General features: G+C 49.1%; 16 protein-coding genes. 6 read left to right on the plus strand and 10 right to left on the minus strand.

Going from position 1 to position 18,130, the window contains the following annotated elements; translation table 11 throughout:
* Window positions 1-236: 236 nt before the first annotated feature.
* Complete coding sequence (locus tag GK108_RS16280; protein ID WP_163950634.1) at window positions 237-686, plus strand: DUF7684 family protein; 450 nt, start codon at window positions 237-239, stop codon at window positions 684-686.
* Window positions 687-1,989: 1,303 nt separating this feature from the next.
* Here GK108_RS16280 and GK108_RS16285 read toward each other — a convergent pair.
* A complete protein-coding gene (locus GK108_RS16285) occupies window positions 1,990-2,412 on the minus strand; it encodes a TIGR03067 domain-containing protein (protein WP_163950636.1) in 423 nt (140 codons plus the stop codon).
* A gap of 834 nt (window positions 2,413-3,246) precedes the next feature.
* On the opposite strand from GK108_RS16285, the gene GK108_RS16290 reads away from it, so the two are divergent.
* The 4 genes from GK108_RS16290 to GK108_RS16305 all read left to right on the plus strand — a co-directional run bounded on the left by GK108_RS16290 (window position 3,247) and on the right by GK108_RS16305 (window position 5,350).
* On the plus strand, window positions 3,247-3,702 hold the full coding sequence (locus GK108_RS16290) for a DUF6508 domain-containing protein (RefSeq protein ID WP_163950638.1): 456 nt from the start codon (window positions 3,247-3,249) through the stop codon (window positions 3,700-3,702).
* Window positions 3,703-3,800: 98 nt separating this feature from the next.
* Window positions 3,801-4,001: a hypothetical protein gene (locus tag GK108_RS16295; RefSeq protein WP_163950639.1), complete on the plus strand. Its 201-nt coding sequence runs from the start codon at window positions 3,801-3,803 to the stop codon at window positions 3,999-4,001.
* A 180-nt stretch (window positions 4,002-4,181) separates the two neighbouring features.
* Window positions 4,182-4,766 carry a c-type cytochrome gene (locus GK108_RS16300; protein ID WP_246224934.1) on the plus strand — a complete coding sequence of 195 codons (585 nt, stop codon included), beginning with the start codon at window positions 4,182-4,184 and terminating at the stop codon, window positions 4,764-4,766.
* Between the two features lie 176 nt (window positions 4,767-4,942).
* Entirely contained in the window at window positions 4,943-5,350 is a 408-nt protein-coding gene (locus tag GK108_RS16305; RefSeq protein ID WP_163950642.1) for a PH domain-containing protein, read from the plus strand.
* 123 nt (window positions 5,351-5,473) lie between these two features.
* Here the strand turns inward: GK108_RS16305 and GK108_RS16310 are convergent, their stop codons facing one another.
* From GK108_RS16310 to GK108_RS16320, 3 genes are read right to left on the minus strand one after another with little or no spacing between them, the layout of a single operon-like run.
* A complete protein-coding gene (locus GK108_RS16310) occupies window positions 5,474-6,217 on the minus strand; it encodes a ferredoxin reductase (RefSeq protein ID WP_163950645.1) in 744 nt (247 codons plus the stop codon).
* A complete protein-coding gene (locus GK108_RS16315) occupies window positions 6,217-6,831 on the minus strand; it encodes a sulfite oxidase-like oxidoreductase (RefSeq protein WP_163950647.1) in 615 nt (204 codons plus the stop codon). The genes GK108_RS16310 and GK108_RS16315 overlap by 1 nt, the downstream gene beginning before the upstream one ends.
* Before the next feature lie 25 nt (window positions 6,832-6,856).
* Window positions 6,857-7,696: a helix-turn-helix domain-containing protein gene (locus GK108_RS16320; RefSeq protein WP_163950650.1), complete on the minus strand. Its 840-nt coding sequence runs from the start codon at window positions 7,694-7,696 to the stop codon at window positions 6,857-6,859.
* Window positions 7,697-7,930: 234 nt separating this feature from the next.
* Here GK108_RS16320 and GK108_RS16325 point away from each other — a divergent pair, with 234 nt between their 5' ends.
* Window positions 7,931-10,468, plus strand: a complete 2,538-nt coding sequence (locus GK108_RS16325) for a sigma 54-interacting transcriptional regulator (RefSeq protein WP_163950653.1) — start codon at window positions 7,931-7,933, stop codon at window positions 10,466-10,468.
* Between the two features lie 73 nt (window positions 10,469-10,541).
* Here GK108_RS16325 and GK108_RS16330 read toward each other — a convergent pair whose 3' ends face one another.
* The 6 genes from GK108_RS16330 to GK108_RS16355 form a co-directional block, all read right to left on the minus strand.
* Window positions 10,542-12,878, minus strand: a complete 2,337-nt coding sequence (locus GK108_RS16330; protein WP_317166537.1) for a histidine kinase dimerization/phosphoacceptor domain -containing protein — start codon at window positions 12,876-12,878, stop codon at window positions 10,542-10,544.
* Between the two features lie 189 nt (window positions 12,879-13,067).
* Window positions 13,068-13,553 carry a MaoC family dehydratase gene (locus GK108_RS16335; protein ID WP_163950656.1) on the minus strand — a complete coding sequence of 162 codons (486 nt, stop codon included), beginning with the start codon at window positions 13,551-13,553 and terminating at the stop codon, window positions 13,068-13,070.
* A 115-nt stretch (window positions 13,554-13,668) separates the two neighbouring features.
* Window positions 13,669-14,610: a ring-cleaving dioxygenase gene (locus tag GK108_RS16340; protein WP_163950659.1), complete on the minus strand. Its 942-nt coding sequence runs from the start codon at window positions 14,608-14,610 to the stop codon at window positions 13,669-13,671.
* A gap of 114 nt (window positions 14,611-14,724) precedes the next feature.
* Window positions 14,725-15,507: an alpha/beta fold hydrolase gene (locus tag GK108_RS16345; protein WP_163950662.1), complete on the minus strand. Its 783-nt coding sequence runs from the start codon at window positions 15,505-15,507 to the stop codon at window positions 14,725-14,727.
* Window positions 15,508-15,578: 71 nt separating this feature from the next.
* Complete coding sequence (locus tag GK108_RS16350) at window positions 15,579-16,400, minus strand: alpha/beta fold hydrolase (RefSeq protein ID WP_163950664.1); 822 nt, start codon at window positions 16,398-16,400, stop codon at window positions 15,579-15,581.
* Window positions 16,401-16,703: 303 nt separating this feature from the next.
* On the minus strand, window positions 16,704-17,921 hold the full coding sequence (locus GK108_RS16355) for a DegT/DnrJ/EryC1/StrS family aminotransferase (protein ID WP_317166538.1): 1,218 nt from the start codon (window positions 17,919-17,921) through the stop codon (window positions 16,704-16,706).
* Window positions 17,922-18,130: the final 209 nt, after the last annotated feature.

Below are 18,130 nucleotides of genomic sequence, written 5' to 3' on the forward strand. Positions count from 1 at the left end.
TTTTCAAGTGACTTGCAAGACCATCAGCACTCAGGGTTGTTGGGTGGAGCGAAAAAACCGTAACGTAGTAGTGGGCTTGTGTGCGACACGTAGCACGTCCCGAAACAGAGCGGTTTTAGCTCGTTCGTCGGCTTCCGTTGACACGAGAAACGTCCCGGTTTGGCGTACTTTGGGCTCGTTCGGTGGCTCTAGTTGACATAGGTATCGGGTTCAACAATTAACTTGAAGAAAGTACTTTGGTAAGACGTATCAATTCCCGCGACATTCTTTTGGTTGAGTACAATACCGCTCAGAACTGGTACGCTCAAATTCCAACTAAAAATTGGTTATGCGTTTTAGTGAGCGATGACCGAGAAAGGAGGTATCTTGACGAAGTCATCGTAAAAATTATTCTCAAGGATGTTTGCTGGATAGCTACCGTTGGCAAGCAATGTGAAAAGGTGCATGATTGGGCCGACGAGGAAATTTTATTTAGGAAAGTGGAGGAGGAAGACGAGCCTTACCTGCCCAAGCATGACATCATGACCACTTGGCACCATGATTTTGAGGAAGGCATCTGGTTTTCAATCATCGCGGCCAATGACGCTGAAATTGACATTGAGACGGTTGTCATTCTGGACATGACCAACGGCCAACGGCAGGCTGATATTCAAGCAGCCCTTGACAAAGCTGAGAATGATAAGTAGGTTTGGTTGCGCCGGGTGGCTTCCTGCGACAGGCCGCACGTCCCGGTGGAGAGTTGGCAGCCCAACAGAAGGGGTGTGTAAAGGTTGAGATACGTGTGTTCAGTAGAGTTCTGCGCCCACCATCAACACCCGTTGGCGTTGGATGCATCAGCCAAAATGTAATGCTCGTTTGTAGGCTTTTGTGCGACAGGTCGCAAGGCTCGACAGGCAGGCTTTTCGGCGCGTTGGGCAGCTTCGGTTGACAGTTGGCAGGGCTCAAAAGTCAGGCTTTTACTGATTAGGTGGGTTTCGTGTGACACAAGAAACGCCCCAGCACAGGGTAATTGGACTTGCATTTTCAAGTTTCGGTTGACAGAGAATAGTTGGGTGACTTATTAGTATTCGATTTCATTCCAAAAATGCGCGGAGCTATATCAACAATTCTATGGGGGATTCTTTGTATAACCCCACTAGCCGTTATCTACTACATTTTTAAGGCATTTACATCAGAATATGATGAGGATATCGCTGCTTTTATTTGTGCTTTGGGATTGGGTTGTCTAACAATTGTAGTCCTGATTACTCTTAAAATAATAGATGAGTCAGTCTATTTACAACGCCATAGGCTGAGATTGTATGCAGGTATCCTTGGGACTCCTTTCACACCTCTGTTTGCTTACTTTATGGCGTGGTTTATTGCAGCTTTACGTGCTTGATAGGTGGCAGTAGGTAGCTTTCCGTCGACAGGGAGCACGTCCCGAAGGCGGGTTTGCAGCCCAACCAAATGAGGGTGTAAAGGTGAAAGTGCGGTTGTTTGTATTGACTTGTGCGCTCACCATCAACCCTCATGGTCGTTGGGTGAACAGCCAAAAGCTGGGAGTGCATTTCCAGCGTCCGTGCGACAAGGGAACAGCCCCGACGGTCATCTTGTGGCTCGTTAGGCGGCTCCGGTCGACACCAGAAGCGCTTCGAAGGTGAAGCTGAAAATGGTTTGCGGCTGACACGAGAGACGTAGTAAAAAGGCAACTTTTCAACTGGTCGCAACCTCGTGAAAGCTTCGCGCTCGGCAAAAAGCGGATGTGTGCGTTGTGGTTCGCTTCGCGGCTGTCACCCTGTAGGGCGACAGGCCACTCGTCCGGTGGAAAGCGGGGCAGCCTAACCAAATGAGAGTGTAAAAGTTCAAGTGTGGTTATTTGTGTTAACTTGTGCGCTCACCATCAACCCTCGCGGGCGTTGTGTGCTGTGCTAAACGACACAAAACCGGTTCAATAAGTTAAGATATGAATAGCTATGACCTTTTCACAAACATTATGGTTAGGCGTTTTCATGAATCCTTTCGCTTGCAGATAATTAACTCCTGATTGTTTTTGTCTGATATTTCTGTAGGGCGCAAACCAAGTGGTGCGACCACAATCTTCAACGAATCTCCGTCCAACTCATAAGCAATGCTGACAGGTGCCGAAATGTTGAGCGTCCCATCTGGCTGAATAATAATGAACTTGAGGCTGCCAGTAGTGTCCAACTTGAAAGAATACGTAACCTCCTTCCCGGTCTCGTCTGTGAAAAAAAGTTTATCTCCTCTGAAGACATATAGGTAAGATACATTCCATTTCTTGCCCTTTTGGCTTTCAGATTGCGCCAACCAAGCTCCTTGTAAGTTTGCTTGGTCGGTAGATTTTGCCGCATCCCTAGCGACACCACATGACAAAGCGCAAACAATAACCAATATAATGAGGGAGATCTTCATAATGTCATATCCAAAAAAAGTCTAACTATATAATAGACTGCAATTTTGCAGTCTATTGAAACCAAATATATTCCAAATAGATCAAACACCGAAACGGGGTCGCTTTTTGAGTCGCCTGCGACACAGGCAACGCCCCGAGATAGAAGCTAAAGGCGAGTTAGGCGGGTTGCGGTGGACACGAGAAGCGCCCCGACATGGAAGCTGACAAAAGCGGATTGGTGCGTATTGCTCGCTCCGCTCTGTCACCCTGTCGGGAGACAGGACGCTCGCCGGTTAGGAAGCTAAGCAGCCCAGCCACCAAGGGGTGTAAAGATGCAAGTGGCTCATGTTCAGGAGCGTAATGTGTTCACCATCAACCCCTTTAGTCATTGGGTGTACACAACAGATTGAAAAACAACGTAGTGCCGTGTCTCGGTCGACAGGCCGCTCGGCTCGACAGGTCAACTTTTTAGGCTTGTTATTCTGGTTTCGGTCGACACGAGAGTCGCCCCGGTTGGGTAGGTTAACAAAAAGTGAGCTGGCAACGTAGCGTCGACAGAGCCATCGTCCCGCGACAACGTAGTGAAAGGCTTCGCGTGATTCTGATACGTAGTAAACGGGCTTCGCGCGGGTCTTGAATCGGTTACGCGTGTTAGTGGTTCGCTTCGCGTGTGTTTCCTGTCTGGCGAAAGGAAGCCCGTCTCGGCGGAAAGTCGGGACAGCCCAACTAAATAGGGGTGTAAAGGTTGGTACTACGTTTGTTCATTAACGTAGCGGTAGGATTGCACGCGACAGGTGGCTCCATGCGCCAAAGCGTATTTTTGAACGAAGCCAGAAAATACAGATATTGGTTTTATGATCCAACTCGACCAGTTGACCGAACATTTAAACAGGATCGAGCCAAATGACTGGAATAAGTTATTCGGCTTGATACCTGAAATTGAAGCAACCGAAACATTTGGTGAAGTCAGGGGTGGAGATACACTCCCTGATGGATCAATCGCAATGCCTTACTGGAGTTCAGCCAAAATAGTAGACAAGTTTTTACACGCGGTAAATGATTTAGACGTAGTACCCGTGTATAACTGGACCTCCTGGAAAGAAGGAAAGAGCTTGCTTGATGACAACAGTACTGATTACAATACCTTACCTATTGAAACGCTCTGCAAACTCCTTACGATAATTATCCGGGCTGACAGATTTAGCGATGGCTATCTAGTTGGTATGTTCGCCAATGGAAAAATGCTGAAAATTATTAAAGCAATAAAAGGCAACAGAGATCAATACCTCCTGCTACGAGAACAGCGCTGACCAGGTCGCGTACGACAGGGGTAGTAGATGCTGCGAGCGATTTTCCAGCCCAATACAGACACGTAGTGTTCGACAGGCTAACCGATTTATATAGAGTAATGATGAATATCAAACTACTTTTTTTAGGATTTGGCCTGCTCTTATTAGTTGCCTCTTTTTGGGTTAGTCAGGCTACTTTTGACATTCAGCTTTATGACACCTACTACGTCATTGGCTGGGGAAATTTGTTTAGGGCGATCAGTTTATTATGTTGTCTGATCGGTGGTGTTGGCATCTTGCTTGCCCGCCGAGTTAGCTAGCGCTACTGAGATTCCACGCTATTGTCTGCGGGCAATTGATTTCCCGCCCTGCCCCCCGTCTGCTTCCCAACACAGCAATACTATAGATCGACGAAAAATTTAGTAGCCGTTTGATAACTACCATTTAACAGCTGGCTCAATAATCGCTTATTTGGCGCTTCTTCTTAACTCTTTTTTATCATGAAATCATTTACTCTGTCCACGCTTATCGCCATGATTGGGGGCACCTTAATCGTAGCTGGATTAACACCCAAATCCGAAAAATTACCGTCTGAAACTAAGCACATGCCTCCCGACCAGACATTGATCAAACGCGGAGAGTATCTGGTTGGCATAATGGGCTGTAACGATTGCCATTCACCAAAAACGATGGGCGCGCAGGGTCCCGAACCAATAGCCGATAAACTCTTGTCTGGTTATCCAGCTGGTCGCCCCCTACCCACGCGGAATTCAGAAGCATTGAACGAATGGGTCTTATTCAATAGCGACAATACGGCGGCTGCTGGCCCCTGGGGTATTTCCTTCGCAGCTAATCTGACGTCAGACGCTACGGGTATTGGTAACTGGACAGAAGAACAGTTTAAACGGGCTTTGACTCAGGGTAAAGCGAAAGGTATAGCCAGTAATCGGATGCTGTTGCCACCAATGCCATGGACCAATTATCGCGGCATAAAAGATGCCGATCTAAAAGCTATTTTTGCCTACCTTAAATCGACAAAACCAGTAGCGAATGTAGTTCCAGCGCCAATCCCTCCCGGCCGTTAATCATAAACGTGTTGTGGGTATTTTTTACGAAGCGTAAAGCTCAGTAGGAGTCTGGTTCAAGTACGTATCGACTAGGCGGCTTTTACAGGTTGGCTGTTGTTAAACTTGTAAAAGCCGCCCTAGGCAAGCCCAGATGTCGATTGTTTGTATTCAGCTGGTCAAGAAAACGTATAAGAATGACGAAAACATACCGATCCAAAGTAGGCCCCGAACTTTTAGCTACTTTTATACTGACACTGGGTGGGCCTTTATTGTTGATGATTTACCTAAAAAGCTGGCCTGGAATTGCTATCGTCTCATTTTGTCTGTTGCTCGTAATCCATCTGTTAACGACCACATATTATCAGATTCTGGGTCAGAAACTTAGAATTAAATCGGGTTTATTTTTCGACAAAACGATCGATATAACCACCATTGTACGAATAGAAGCAACTCGAACGCTAATCAGTGCGCCAGCTACCTCACTAAACAGGCTTGAGTTAATCTATAACCGCTACGATAGCGTAATCATCTCTCCTGAAGACCGGGAAGGCTTCGTTAACGACCTGTTAACCAGGAAACCTGATATAGCAGTAATCGTGTAGCGCTTCGTTCTGTACAATTCCCTTTCGGGCAACAGTACGTCCATGCCCTACTTCATCGCCTAAGAAGCGCGCAAACACGTTTGTGCTACGTAGTTTTAATGGATAATGAACGTAGCGTTAAAATCACGTAGGTCTGGTTGTACCAAACCGTTCAGCATAGATATATGGCGCTGGTATACCGAGGTCAACAAGCAGATTAGCAGCCAGTTCAACCAACTCAGTTGGGCCACAAATAAAACAGAGAGGAGGCTCAGTATACTGACCAACTTCCCTAGCCAGCATCTCTTTATTAATCCGGCGCCGGTTGCCTGTCCAGTGCTCAGGCGCCTGTCGGGTGTAGGTAATCGTACGAGAGAACGTAGCATCCTGCCCCATCAGTCGGTCTAGTTCCTGACCAAAAATAGTTTCCTCGGGAGTCCGAACACTGTATAATAATCGTGTCGGGTTAGTAGCTTTGATGGCTGAGCGGTGCCGAAGAATAGCCATTAACGGCACAATGCCCGATCCACCACCCACCAGTAGCAGAGGTTTGTTAACCATCGTTTTCTGCCACACAAAATACCCTCCTATCGGCCCTCGGACTTCTATCAGATCGCCAATCGTGACACCTTCGTGCAGATAGGCAGATACTTCCCCCTCCTCCAGCCATTCAATGGTCAGGTCAATTTCCCCGAGTTGCTCAGGGGGTGACGCAATGGAGTAACTACGTTCTGCCTGGTAGCCATCTTCGGCCGTCAGGCGTAGGTCATAATGCTGGCCTGGCAATTGGGCTGTCCAATTGGGAAGTTTTAGCCGAAACGTCTTGACTGTTGGCGTTTCCTGAATAATGGCGATAACCTCGCCTAACTGCCACTCGATTCGTGCCATCAATCGTCGCTACGATACCGTTGTTCTGTCCATGGATTACCATACATACTGTAACCCGCCTGCTCCCAGAAACCAGGCTGGTCATGAGCCATAAAACGTAGCCCCTGAATCCATTTGGCACTTTTCCAGAAATACAACTTTGGTACCACCAACCGGGCAGGTCCACCATGCTCGGCCGCCAGCGGTTCACCATCTACCCCCATGCCAATAAAGGCCTTTCCCTGGCGTAGATCATCCAGAGGAAGATTAGTTGTATATCCACCGTGCGAGTAGGCCATAACATACCTGGCTTCTGGTTTTATAATAATATGCTCCAAAAGCGTTTCCACGCTGATTCCATGCCAGCGCGTATCGAATTTCGACCACTTTGTCACGCAATGGATATCGACCGTAAACTCCTGCTGAGGCAGTGCCTGAAACTGATCCCACGTCCACGTAACAGGCGTATCGACCAGACCAGTTAACGAAAATGTCCAGCTTTCGATAGGAATACGTGGCGTTGGACCAGCCGTCAATACCGGAAAATCGTGCGTTTCATACTGGCCGGGCGGGAGCCGGTCAGCGTATTGGTTTGGATGCTTCCGTCCAAAACCAGGGTTAAAAAATGAAGCCATTGTATCGTAAGAAGAATGTATATAACTAAGCTGAAATACTCTGCCGATAGGCTGTTGGCGTATACTTATAATGCCGCTTGAATAGTTTGTTCAGATGACACACATCAGCAAAACCGAATTCATCGGCTATCTGCGAAATGGTCAGCGAGGTGTGTTGTAGTCGGGCAGCAACCTGTTTAAGCTTAAACCGAACGATAAACTGCTGAATGGAGTCGCCAACCTGTTGCTTAAACAAAGCGCTTAGATGCCCGGGGGAATAATTGAACGTATCCGCAATATGGTTCATCCGTAGCCGATCTGGCTCTCCAATATGCTGACGGATATAGACTATCAATCGTCGTATTAGCTCAGATGAATAACTAATGTGGCTTGTTGACTCCGTAAGACGTTGTTCATACAATCGGTCTATCAGGCTAAAAACAGTCTGCATCAGGGAGTTTGCGATTGGATTGCCGGTCAGTGGATGAAGACTGAGCTGCTCCGATAATAGAATGGCTAATAAGGCTTGTAATTTGCCCTGTTCCGCAGAGTCGTTCGTTAATGTACCCGTACCCGAAGTCACCCAGTCCGGATAGCCCCACACGTGGGACCCAGAAGCCATCAGATCGATAAGATAAGTCAGCGAAAAAGAGAGTTTAAGTAAACGGGTCTGCTCCGTAATCTGGAAACGGTATCGATCATTCGGCCCCAACACAAACACATCCCCTTTCTTGTACATAAACCGGTTTTCGTTGGCCAGGTGATCCCCCTCCCCCGCCTGAATCAAGTAGAGGTCGTATCCTTCAGGATAGCGAACAGGCATCATCCATTGGTCCAGCACTAACTGATCTATCGATAAGGCGTCAGGTTGATTGAAGTAGTTCATGCGTTTTGCGGTTAAAGATTACGGATCGAACTCACTACGTATTCAGCCAACACAGTGCCAATGGCTACAGAATAACCTCCAACCCGACACAACCACCTCAAATTCAATTATATACAATTAAAAACCTAAAAAACCACACACTCCAACATAGTAGAGTCTCCAATATATTGGAGGATACTATCGGAGTTCTTTTGGAGTCGTACTTTTGTACAGAATCGACCTTATAGATTTGCTATGCTGCCTGTTCCGGAATCGGCCCGACTTCCATCACTCCTTATTGTAGAGGATGAGTTTTTGATTGCCAACGATCTAAGGCGTATCCTGACCAAGGCAGGCTATCAGATTGTTGGTATCGCCAAATCAGTGGAAGAAGCTAAACAACAGGTAAGCCAGCAGCGACCTGATATCGTACTGCTGGACATTTTTCTGGCCGATCAGGAAACGGGTATCGATCTGGCGCATTGGCTGAATAAACAGGCCATTCCCTTCGTATTTTTATCGGCCAATCTGACCGACAGTTTGCTGGAGGCTGCTAAAGTGACCCAGCCCTACGGGTTTCTGACCAAACCATTTCGTGAGAAGGATGTACTATCGACCCTGGAAATTGCCCGCTATCGAAACGCCCATAGCGAAGAAGCCCGGCTGCGGCAACAACAGAGCATTCAGATAGCCGTCAACAACGCCAGCATCAACATTCAGGACCGGGAACAGTTTTGTCTGGCTATTGCGGAACAGATAAACCGTGTTGTGCCTTTTTCCTCGCTTACTCTTCGCATGGACCTGCCCGACGAATCGTCGTTCTACTGGATGATGCTGGAAAAAACGGCGGACACTACGTTCCGGCGAATTAATCTGGTGACCCTGTTGCAGCAGGAGCCTAATGGCTTTTTAGCCGAAAAACCGGATTCGGGCCCGCCCGACCGACTCGGCGAAGAAATTGGTGTTTTTAGTGGTAACGCGTTTGAGCAACTATGCCAGACATACGTAACAGCAAGGGCCTGCCGTAATCGATTGGGAGCGCGGTCGCTGGCATTGTTTCCTGTTCCACTGAAACGTAATGCCGTAACAACCATTATGCTGACCCGATCCGAACCGGAGGGCCTGACAGCTGTTGAATTCCAAACCATTTGCCTGCTTTGTCCACAGATTGCCTTAACGCTGGACAATCTGCTGGCTTACGAAGAGCTGGAAACCCGGCGGCAGGTTAAAGCCATAGAACTGGCTATTGCCAATGCGTTTCGGAACGAAATCGGGATGAGCGCTATATTGACGCAGGTGGCACGAGCCATTAATGAACTGCTACCAATCGATCTGCTCGCTCTCTGTCGAATCGATGGCCAACAACCATCGGGTGCCGACATGCTTACGACTGTACACAAGGTTAATGGCCTTTTTGAACCGCTGAACGCGCAGTCATTACCTTTGCAGGTAGCGATTAGTCCAGCAGGTTGGGATGCGGCTCTGACTGGGCTTCGTACCTCGCTGATGACGCCCGCCCTGCAGGTAAGTGCTCAGTTTACGGACCAGGCAACCGACAACATAATTATTGAGCTATACCGGAAGCACCTGGATGTACAATCATTTATGTACGTCCCGGTTTTTATCGGCAAACTACCCGCAGCCACGCTGATTCTAGCCAGCAAAGCCTCGTATGCGTTCACGTATCATGACCTCCGCACGTTGCAGGAAATCAGCGTTCAGATGGCCCTTGCGCTGGAAAACGTATTCGCCTTTGAACGGATCAAACTGCTCAGCGAGCGGCTTGAGCAGGAAAAAACGTATCTCGTTGAGGAAATCAAGCGGAGCCATAATCTTGGAGAAATCATCGGGGAAAGCCCGGCTATGCAGGCCATCTTCTCGGACGTTGCCCAGGTCGCCCATACCGATGCAACCGTGCTGATTATGGGCGAAACCGGTACGGGAAAAGAGTTGGTAGCCCGAGCGGTACACACACTGTCGGCCCGAAAAACACGTAGTATCGTCAAAATTAACTGCGCTGCTCTTCCGGGTCAGCTCATTGAATCAGAACTGTTTGGGCACGAACGGGGCAGCTTTACCGGAGCGACCGAAAAACGGATCGGAAAGTTTGAACTGGCCAGTGGCGGCACTTTGTTTCTGGACGAAATTGGCGAACTGCCAATCGAACTGCAGGCCAAACTCCTGCGGGCCATTCAGGAGAAAGAAATTGAACGGATCGGTGGGAAAGGTACCATTTGCGTTGATGTTCGGATTATTGCCGCTACCAACCGGAATCTGGAGGAAGAAGTAGCCAACGGTCGGTTTCGATCGGATTTGTACTACCGCCTGAATGTTTTTCCCATTGTCGTACCTCCCCTGCGAGAGCGTATCGTCGACATTCAGCCGCTGGCGCTGCACATTCTGAAACGTATCACGAAAAAGCTGGGCAAACCCCTCACCGGTATCAGCAACGACACGATGCATCAGTTACGTACCTATGCCTGGCCGGGAAATGTTCGGGAACTGGAACACGTGCTCGAACGGGCAGCTATTCTGTCGCGTTCAACAACGCTGACTCTGGCAGAACCACTACGGACACTCGTTCCCACTGAAGCCCCAGCCCGACAGCCTCAACATCCCGACTCCGTACAGCCTATTGACGACACCATGCGGGCGGCTATTCTGGCGGCTTTGTCTCAATCGGGAGGGCGTATTCGAGGACACGGTGGGGCTGCTGAACTACTCAATCTCAAGCCCACTACGCTGGAGGCCCGGATGAAGAAGTTAAACATCAGCAAGCCACCGGTCGACTGACTGGTTTCATGCCCGATTTTTACGCACTGCCCGGTCTTTGCAGTTGATTGCTGACCGATGCGCTACGTAGTGGTCAGGTCTTTTCGATCAACGAACGCTCAGCTTTTTTCAGCGGGCTAAAATCAAGCTGAATCGATACGCCATCGTTCTGATAAATCAGCAGATGCCCCCCCATCTGGCGGCTCAATCCCTGAATCATGGTCAGTCCCAGCGTATTGCTGGTGGTGGGATCAATATCGGCGGGCAAGCCCACGCCATTGTCTTCGATGAGCAGTCGATACAATTGATTATCCAGAGGCTGTAAACTTATCCGTATGCTCCTCACTACGTCACTTCGGTTACCGGATGGGAAAGCATACTTTAGTGTATTAGTAACCGCTTCGTTAATCAATAAGCCAATAGGCGTTGCCTGGTTAACATCCAGTTGAAGCGGCACTACCTCCAGAACAGACTCTACCGGCGGCTGAAGATTAAACGACTCCAGAAGATAATCGACCACATCGTGTATGTACTCAGCCATGTTAATCCTGGCCAGGTTGTCGGATTGGTAGAGTTTCTGATGAACCAGCGCCATCGCGTGAACCCGGCTCTGACTCTCCCGAATAGCCGCCAACGCCGTAGCATCGTGCAGATAATCCGATTGGGCATTCAGCAGACTGCTAATAACCTGCAGATTGTTTTTTACCCGATGGTGAATCTCTTTCAGCATCCACTCTTTCTCGTTCAGCAATTCCTCTTTTTCGGCCACGATCAGTTCGAGCGACCTGTTTTTCTGGTCGATTTCCCGTTGCTTGGCTTCCAGCATCTGGTTACTACGTTGCTTGAGTCGATACCGATTGTAGCTAACCCCCAACAAACCCACGAGGAGAACCGCTCCAACAATCATAGCGTTGCGCGTAGTTTCGGCCCGTTTTAACGCTAAGTGCTGATATTCATTCCGATCAGTTAGCAGGGCGATATTCTGCTCTTTCGCCTGAATATCGTACTGCACCTGCAACTGGGCGAACTGCTTACTTTTGGCTTCACTGACTAGCGAGTCGTTATAGACTTTGTAGCGATTGAGATGGTTGATGGCCGACAAATACATGCCCTGCGCGGAATCAACCTTAAAAAGCATCAATTGAATGTCGCGTAGCGTGGAGAGCGCTTCTTTCTGGGGAAGCTTTGTGAGTGCTTTTATTAGAAAATAGCGGGCTTCGTCATATTTTTTCTGCTCCAGATAAAACGTACCAATATCCTGTCGTACCTGCAGTGATTTTTCAAAATCAAGATTGTTTTTTTCGTAGCGAGCCAGGGCGTCCAGATAATATCGTTCCGCCACTGGATAATTCTTCAGCGATTTATAGCAGTAGGCCAGGTTTTGTGCCACACAGGCTTTTTGAATGAGCGTATTGGTTGGAATTTCGGCAACCAGTTTTTGTAGGAAGGTCAGCGCTTGCTGCGGTTTATGCTGAGCAATCAAATCCTTAGCGATGCAGCCTGCCGCATTGAACAAGGCATAGTTTGGCAGTCGTTCCCGACGCCAGACGGCCAGCGATTTTTTATACCACTCAATACGTTGCCGTTGGTCGCCAGCTACGTCATAAATTTCGGCCAGATCGCCATAGAAAGCCGCAGCCGACGCTGTATCGGCCGTTTTGTTCATACTGTCTATACACAACAAACCGTATCGGAGCCCTTCTTTCAAATCGCCTTTCACGCGCGCAATGGCCGACAGCAGATTGTAGGTGTAGTGCAGTTTGTCGTAACGAATGGCCTTGTAGCGGGTCAATACGGTACGTAACTCCGATTCGGCAAGCAGTATATGTCCTTCGTAGAAATGCGTTATGGCTATTTCCTGCAGCATCTGAATTTCCTGCTGCGGTTTTTTGATAGCCCGGTAGAGAGTGGCCGCCCGGTGGAAGTTTGTCAGTATGCTCGCCGAATCCGGGGCAAAATTCCGTTGCCATATCCCAAACCGATGCCGCGTAATAGCCTCCCCTTCCTGGTCGCCCGTGCGCTGGCATTCAGTAACTAGTTGGCTAAATTTACCCCTCCCTGCGCTGGTATCCCCCCCCTCCAGGTCGGCTACAATAAGTAAACAGGCGGTTTCGTGCTGTCGAGTTAACAGATGCAGTGAATCGCTCAGTTTTTTAGCCTGATACAGATACAATCGGGCACTATCTAAATCAACCTTCGATTCGCCGGGTTTATAGATATGGAATTTACCCAACTCCAGGAGAATAGGGATTCGCTTTTCAGTGGGTTGACTAACCGATAAATCAGCGAGCAAACGTCTGACCTGCTGACGGTTTATATTCTGCCCATCGGCAGTCAGCGCATGAAGGATCAGGGTAAACAGCAAAACCGTTTGCCAACTATATCGGGAAGTTGCCAGGCCTATCGGCGGTTGACCGATGCATGGAGTCACATATGCCTGCATTAGTTTTAATCGCCCATACAAACCATTGATCGTCAAAAGCGTAGGTATGGGTATAGCCAGTACGCAAATATAGAACGACAGGCAGGCTAGTACACTATTGTTGATGGACTTACGCTTGCCTATTCCGTAAAAAAAGCCGATAATACGTAGCAGAAATGCAGGCAACGTAACGCCATCTCATTGCTTCAGCAGGTATTTATGCTGACCAGATAGTACCAGTTCGCTACGTTGATTATGAACCGTAACGGCCGTTACCACCAATCCGGTATCCCCCTGATCGATAAGGTCTGTAATTTCCAGCGATGAATATAGCGTATCGCCCGAATGGACTTCCTTTAGAAAATGGCACGACAGTTCGGTGAAGCTGATGAATATTTCCCCAATGTAATGCGGAAACAACGTAGCGCCGGGAGCAGTGAAGGCCAGTACCTGAAGCCCATGAACAACCGGCGCTGAATGGCCATGTTTACGGGCCCATTCAACATCATAATGAACGGGATGATTATCGCAGGAAACGGCCTGAAACGCCGAGGCATGCGCATCGGTGAGTGTACGACTAGGTGCTCTGAACACATCACCAATACGTAAATCAGCGAAGGTTTTCGCCGGTACTATTGAATAATCGTCGGGAGAGAAATTGGTATTGACAGGCGTTGTATTCATACGCTTTGGTTACTAGAGGTTGTTGTTTTGTTCGAAGCAGGCAGGCCACCCGTAACGTTACATCCGAATGCCCGGAAGCCTGGCATTCGGCTGATACTGACGATTCCCGACTCGACTACTTTGTTTTTAGTAGTGGCAGTTCTTTTTCGATTCGCTCCCGAGACGATTCATATTGCTTAGGTAGTTTCAGCGTATTACCAAGCTCGCCCAAAGGCTCGTCGACCGTGAAGCCGGGATTGTCGGTCGCAATCTCAAACAATACGCCCCCTGGCTCGCGGAAATACAGCGAAAAGAAATAATCCCGATCAATTTTGGGCGTAATCTGTAAACCGGCAGACAATATTTTCTCCCTAAACTCCATCTGAACAGCATCGTTTTCTACCCGGAAGGCAACATGGTGGTTCGTACCGGCAGCATTACGCCCCAGTTTCCCCGATGGTTCTTCCAGTATATCGACCAGAGCCGCTTCCGTCACCGCGTCGGTCTGAAACCGATAGCGATTCCCCTCCTGCCCTAACAGCCGATACCCAAAAATATCGGTCAGGACCCGCGCTGTTGGTTCTATGTTTTGCAACGTCAACGTAACGGTATGGAAACCTCTGGTTGCCAGATCGGCGTTGACGTCTTCGGTTTGCCAGACGGGGCGGGTGTCGGGTTGCTGGGGCACAATAAGAGTGAAAGCCAGCCCATCGGGGTCTGTAAATGGCAGATACTGTTCCCCAAATCGTTCACCGCGTTCGCCCATCGGCACGCCATTTTCGCGCAATCGGCTGGCCCAGCTATCCAGGCTATCAGCTGGTACGGCATACCCGATCTCGGTGGCCATGCCAATCCCAGCCCGGCCAGGCCCAATGCCTTCCCAGGGGAAAAAAGTCAGAATGGTACCGGGCGTACCGGTTTCGTTACCGTAATAAAAATGGTAGGTGGTTGGATCATCGAAATTGACCGTCCGCTTAACCAGCCGCAATCCCAGCACATGCGTGTAGAAATCGTAATTGCGCTGTGCATTATTGGCGATGGCCGTGATATGGTGAAGTCCTAAAATTGACGAATTCATAACAAAAAAGATAAGGGAAACAGGCATTGACCTTCATTATGGCAGGCCCGCCTGTTGGTTGCACAAATCCGCTCTCACCCGCCAGCGATTGGCAGAGCGAGAGCGAATACTGGTTTACTTCATACTGAGTTTGGAGGCCGCTTCTATAATAACGGATGCTACCTTCTCGGGCTGCGCAAGCATGGCTACATGACTGGTTTTCAATTCCGACGTAGTAGCCTTAAGCTTCTTAGCCAGTGTCCGTTCCAGATCTGGATTGATCATCCGATCATTGGCCGCTACGATATACCAGGATGGCTTCGATTTCCAGGCAGCCTTGGTCACTTTCTCCTGCAGAGCAGAAAAAGCCTGTGGCCCCTGTGTTGCCAAAATCAATTTCTGTTCTGATTTAGGCAAGTCCTGCGCAAAGTCTTCGAAAATACCCTTGGGCGTCATACTGACAAATCCGTAGGCATCCGGGCGAATCTGATCGTTGCCAGGCGTGGCGGGTGCTGTCTGGACCAATTCCAGAAACGACTGCCCCTCGTCTGGCGCGGCTGCCGCTACGTATACCAGGCCAGCTACTTTATCGTGATTCCCCGCTTCGGTAATCACAACGCCCCCCCACGAATGCGCCACTAACAAGACTGGACCGTTTTGTAATTCGATGGCCCGCTTGGTAGCAGCTACGTCGTCACCGAGCGACGTAAGCGGATTTTGTACGGCCAGAACGGTATAGCCTTTGGCCTCCAGAAGTGGAATAACTTTCGACCAGCTTGACCCATCGGCCCAGGTGCCGTGTACCAGTACGATGTTCTTCACTCCTTTTCCAGTGGACTGAGCCAGTGTCACTTCGGTTGTCGACAGCGCCATTACAAAAATAGCCAACACGTTAATCATCAACCTATTCAGTATCATAAACGAATTACATTTAGGGTAGAGAGAGTACCGCTGTTGCGTCCAGTGTTTGCACCAACACCGCGTAACGGTTATGATTGTATAAACGCCAGCAAGTCGGCATTGATGGTAGCAGCTTCCGTAGTTGGCATGCCGTGCGGGAACCCAGGATACGTAATCAGGCGACCGTCTTTAAGAAGCTTAATTGCTTTACGGGCTGTAATATCGATAGGCACAATCTGGTCATCTTCGCCGTGCAGAATCAGAACCGGTACGTCTATGCTTTTCAGATCTTCCGTAAAATCGGTTTCCGAAAAAGCCTTGATACCATAGTAGTGAGCATTGATTCCGCCCATCATACCCTGGCGCCACCAGTTATTCTGAACGCCCTGCAAAGCAGTCACTCCCGGCCGATTGAAGCCATAGAAAGGCCACGTAAATTCGTGGAAATATTGCGCCCGTCTGGTAGCTGTGCCTTCCCGAATCTCATCGAACACCGACATAGGTACACCGTCAGGATTTGACTCACTAACCACCATCAGCGGAGTAACCGCACTGATCAGAACGGCTTTGGCAACCCGACCGTTTCCGTATTTGGCAACGTAACGAGCCACTTCGCCACCACCCGTAGAATGGCCAACATGGATAGCGTCCTTTAGATCCAGGAATTCGTATAGTTCAGCCGCATCAGCAGCATACGTCTCTATGTCGTGGCCACCAGTTGTCTGCGTAGAGCGTCCGTGTCCCCGGCGATCATGAACCACTACCCGATAGCCATGTAGCAGAAAAAACATCACCTGAGCATCCCAGTCGTCGCTGGATAATGGCCAGCCGTGATGAAAAACAACCGGTTGTCCTGATCCTAAATCTTTGTAATAAATTTCGGTACCATCTTTAAGTGTCAGCGTAGGCATAGTTTTTGAGTTAAACTGGCTAAAAAAATGTCGAAGAGTAATAGCCCCTGCGATCTATCAGGACAAAATTGGCAGGTATTGCTTGATCGAAAGCGGTACAAATCGCCGGTTATACGGTACTTTCTACGGTTTCTGACAACGTCATACACAGGCATACGCACGCTCACCATCAGGCCGTGCGCACAGAGGAGCCCTATCCCACAGGGGGATTAAACCAATACAGTATGAAATGTCAGGCTAACGTAGCAGACTAAAGAAACTATCGGATACCTCGCCCGAGAGACGAATGCTACGTTTCAACGATTAGCTCGCAACGTTGCGCTGAATCTTGTGGATTGCTTCCGCAAACGAATCCATATCGCTACGTGAACCCAGCATAGCGTGCTGAAAAATCCAGACGGCTTCGTCGGCACAGGCCCGTTCAGCCACGTCGCAGGACACCTGCGCATAATCGACCGAATCGGGAATGGCGTAGCACATCCAGTTCTTTTGCTGAAAAACGGGTTGTTTGTAGAGCGGATGCGGATAACCAGCCGAGCAAGGAACGCCTTCCGCGCTCAGCATAGCCACAAACTCTTTTTTAGGCAGATCGCCAAATCGGGTTTTGTCGTACCGGAAAATATAGAGGTGATAACAATGACGCAGCGGCAACGCTCCCCGGCTCAGGGGCGTGATACCGTCGATTGGTTCAAGTAGCGTATCCAGATACAGCCCGTTTTCGTTACGTAGTATCGTCTGCTCATCCAGCCGCTTCAGTTGCTGGCTCAGTAAAACCGCCTGAAGCTGGGTGATCCGGTAATTACACCCCGGATTAAAATGGTCGTACCATTGCCCGTGCGGTAATCGTCCTACGTTACGTAGCGAATTCATGGTCTGGTAGAGCGCATCGTCGTTGGTAATCACCATGCCGCCTTCCCCACTGGTCAAGTTCTTAGACGATTGAAAGCTAAAACTACCCGCATCACCAAATGTACCGAGTTTTTTGCCGTTCAGTTCGGCCCCGTGCGCGTGGGCGGCATCCTCAATCACGCGGAGATTATACCGCCGGGCAACGGATAAAATAGCGTCCATATCGCAGGGCAAGCCCGCAAAATGAACCGGAATTATGGCGCGGGTTCGTTCTGTTATGGCCGCTTCCAGTTTGGTGGCATCCAGGTTATACGTATCAGGATCAATGTCGACAAAAACCGGCACGCAGTTCGCTTCCAGCACGACGGAGGCCGTAGCAATAAACGTATACGGGGGAACGATCACTTCGTCGCCAGGCCGAACACCGCAGGCAATCAACGCCAGACGCAACGACACCGAACCATTGACACAGCTAATGGCATACGTACTGCCACAATAATCCGCAAACTCCCGCTCAAAAGCCGCCACAGCACCGTCGCAGTCGGGGTTGCCCCATTGTCCGCTACGTACTATATCGGCCACGGCCTGCACTTCCTGCTCATCGAAAACAGGCCAGGGAAAACTACCTTTTACGACTCGGTCACCGCCATTAATGGCTAACTGTTCTTTCACGGTATTGGCTACGTTATCGGGCTGAACTATATACTGATTATACTACGTCATCTACCTCCATTCAGACTATTCAGGCCAGTAGATAATTGATTAAAAATGGCTCATTAAAATTGAACGATACAACACACATTTTTAACTATTCCAACAATAAAGATCATTTAGTTGCGCATACCAGCGCATTCTTCTACATTTCATTCTTCACCCGTTTA

Origin of the sequence: Spirosoma terrae, assembly GCF_010435915.1 — a bacterium.
In the GTDB taxonomy this organism is placed as follows: domain Bacteria; phylum Bacteroidota; class Bacteroidia; order Cytophagales; family Spirosomataceae; genus Spirosoma; species Spirosoma terrae.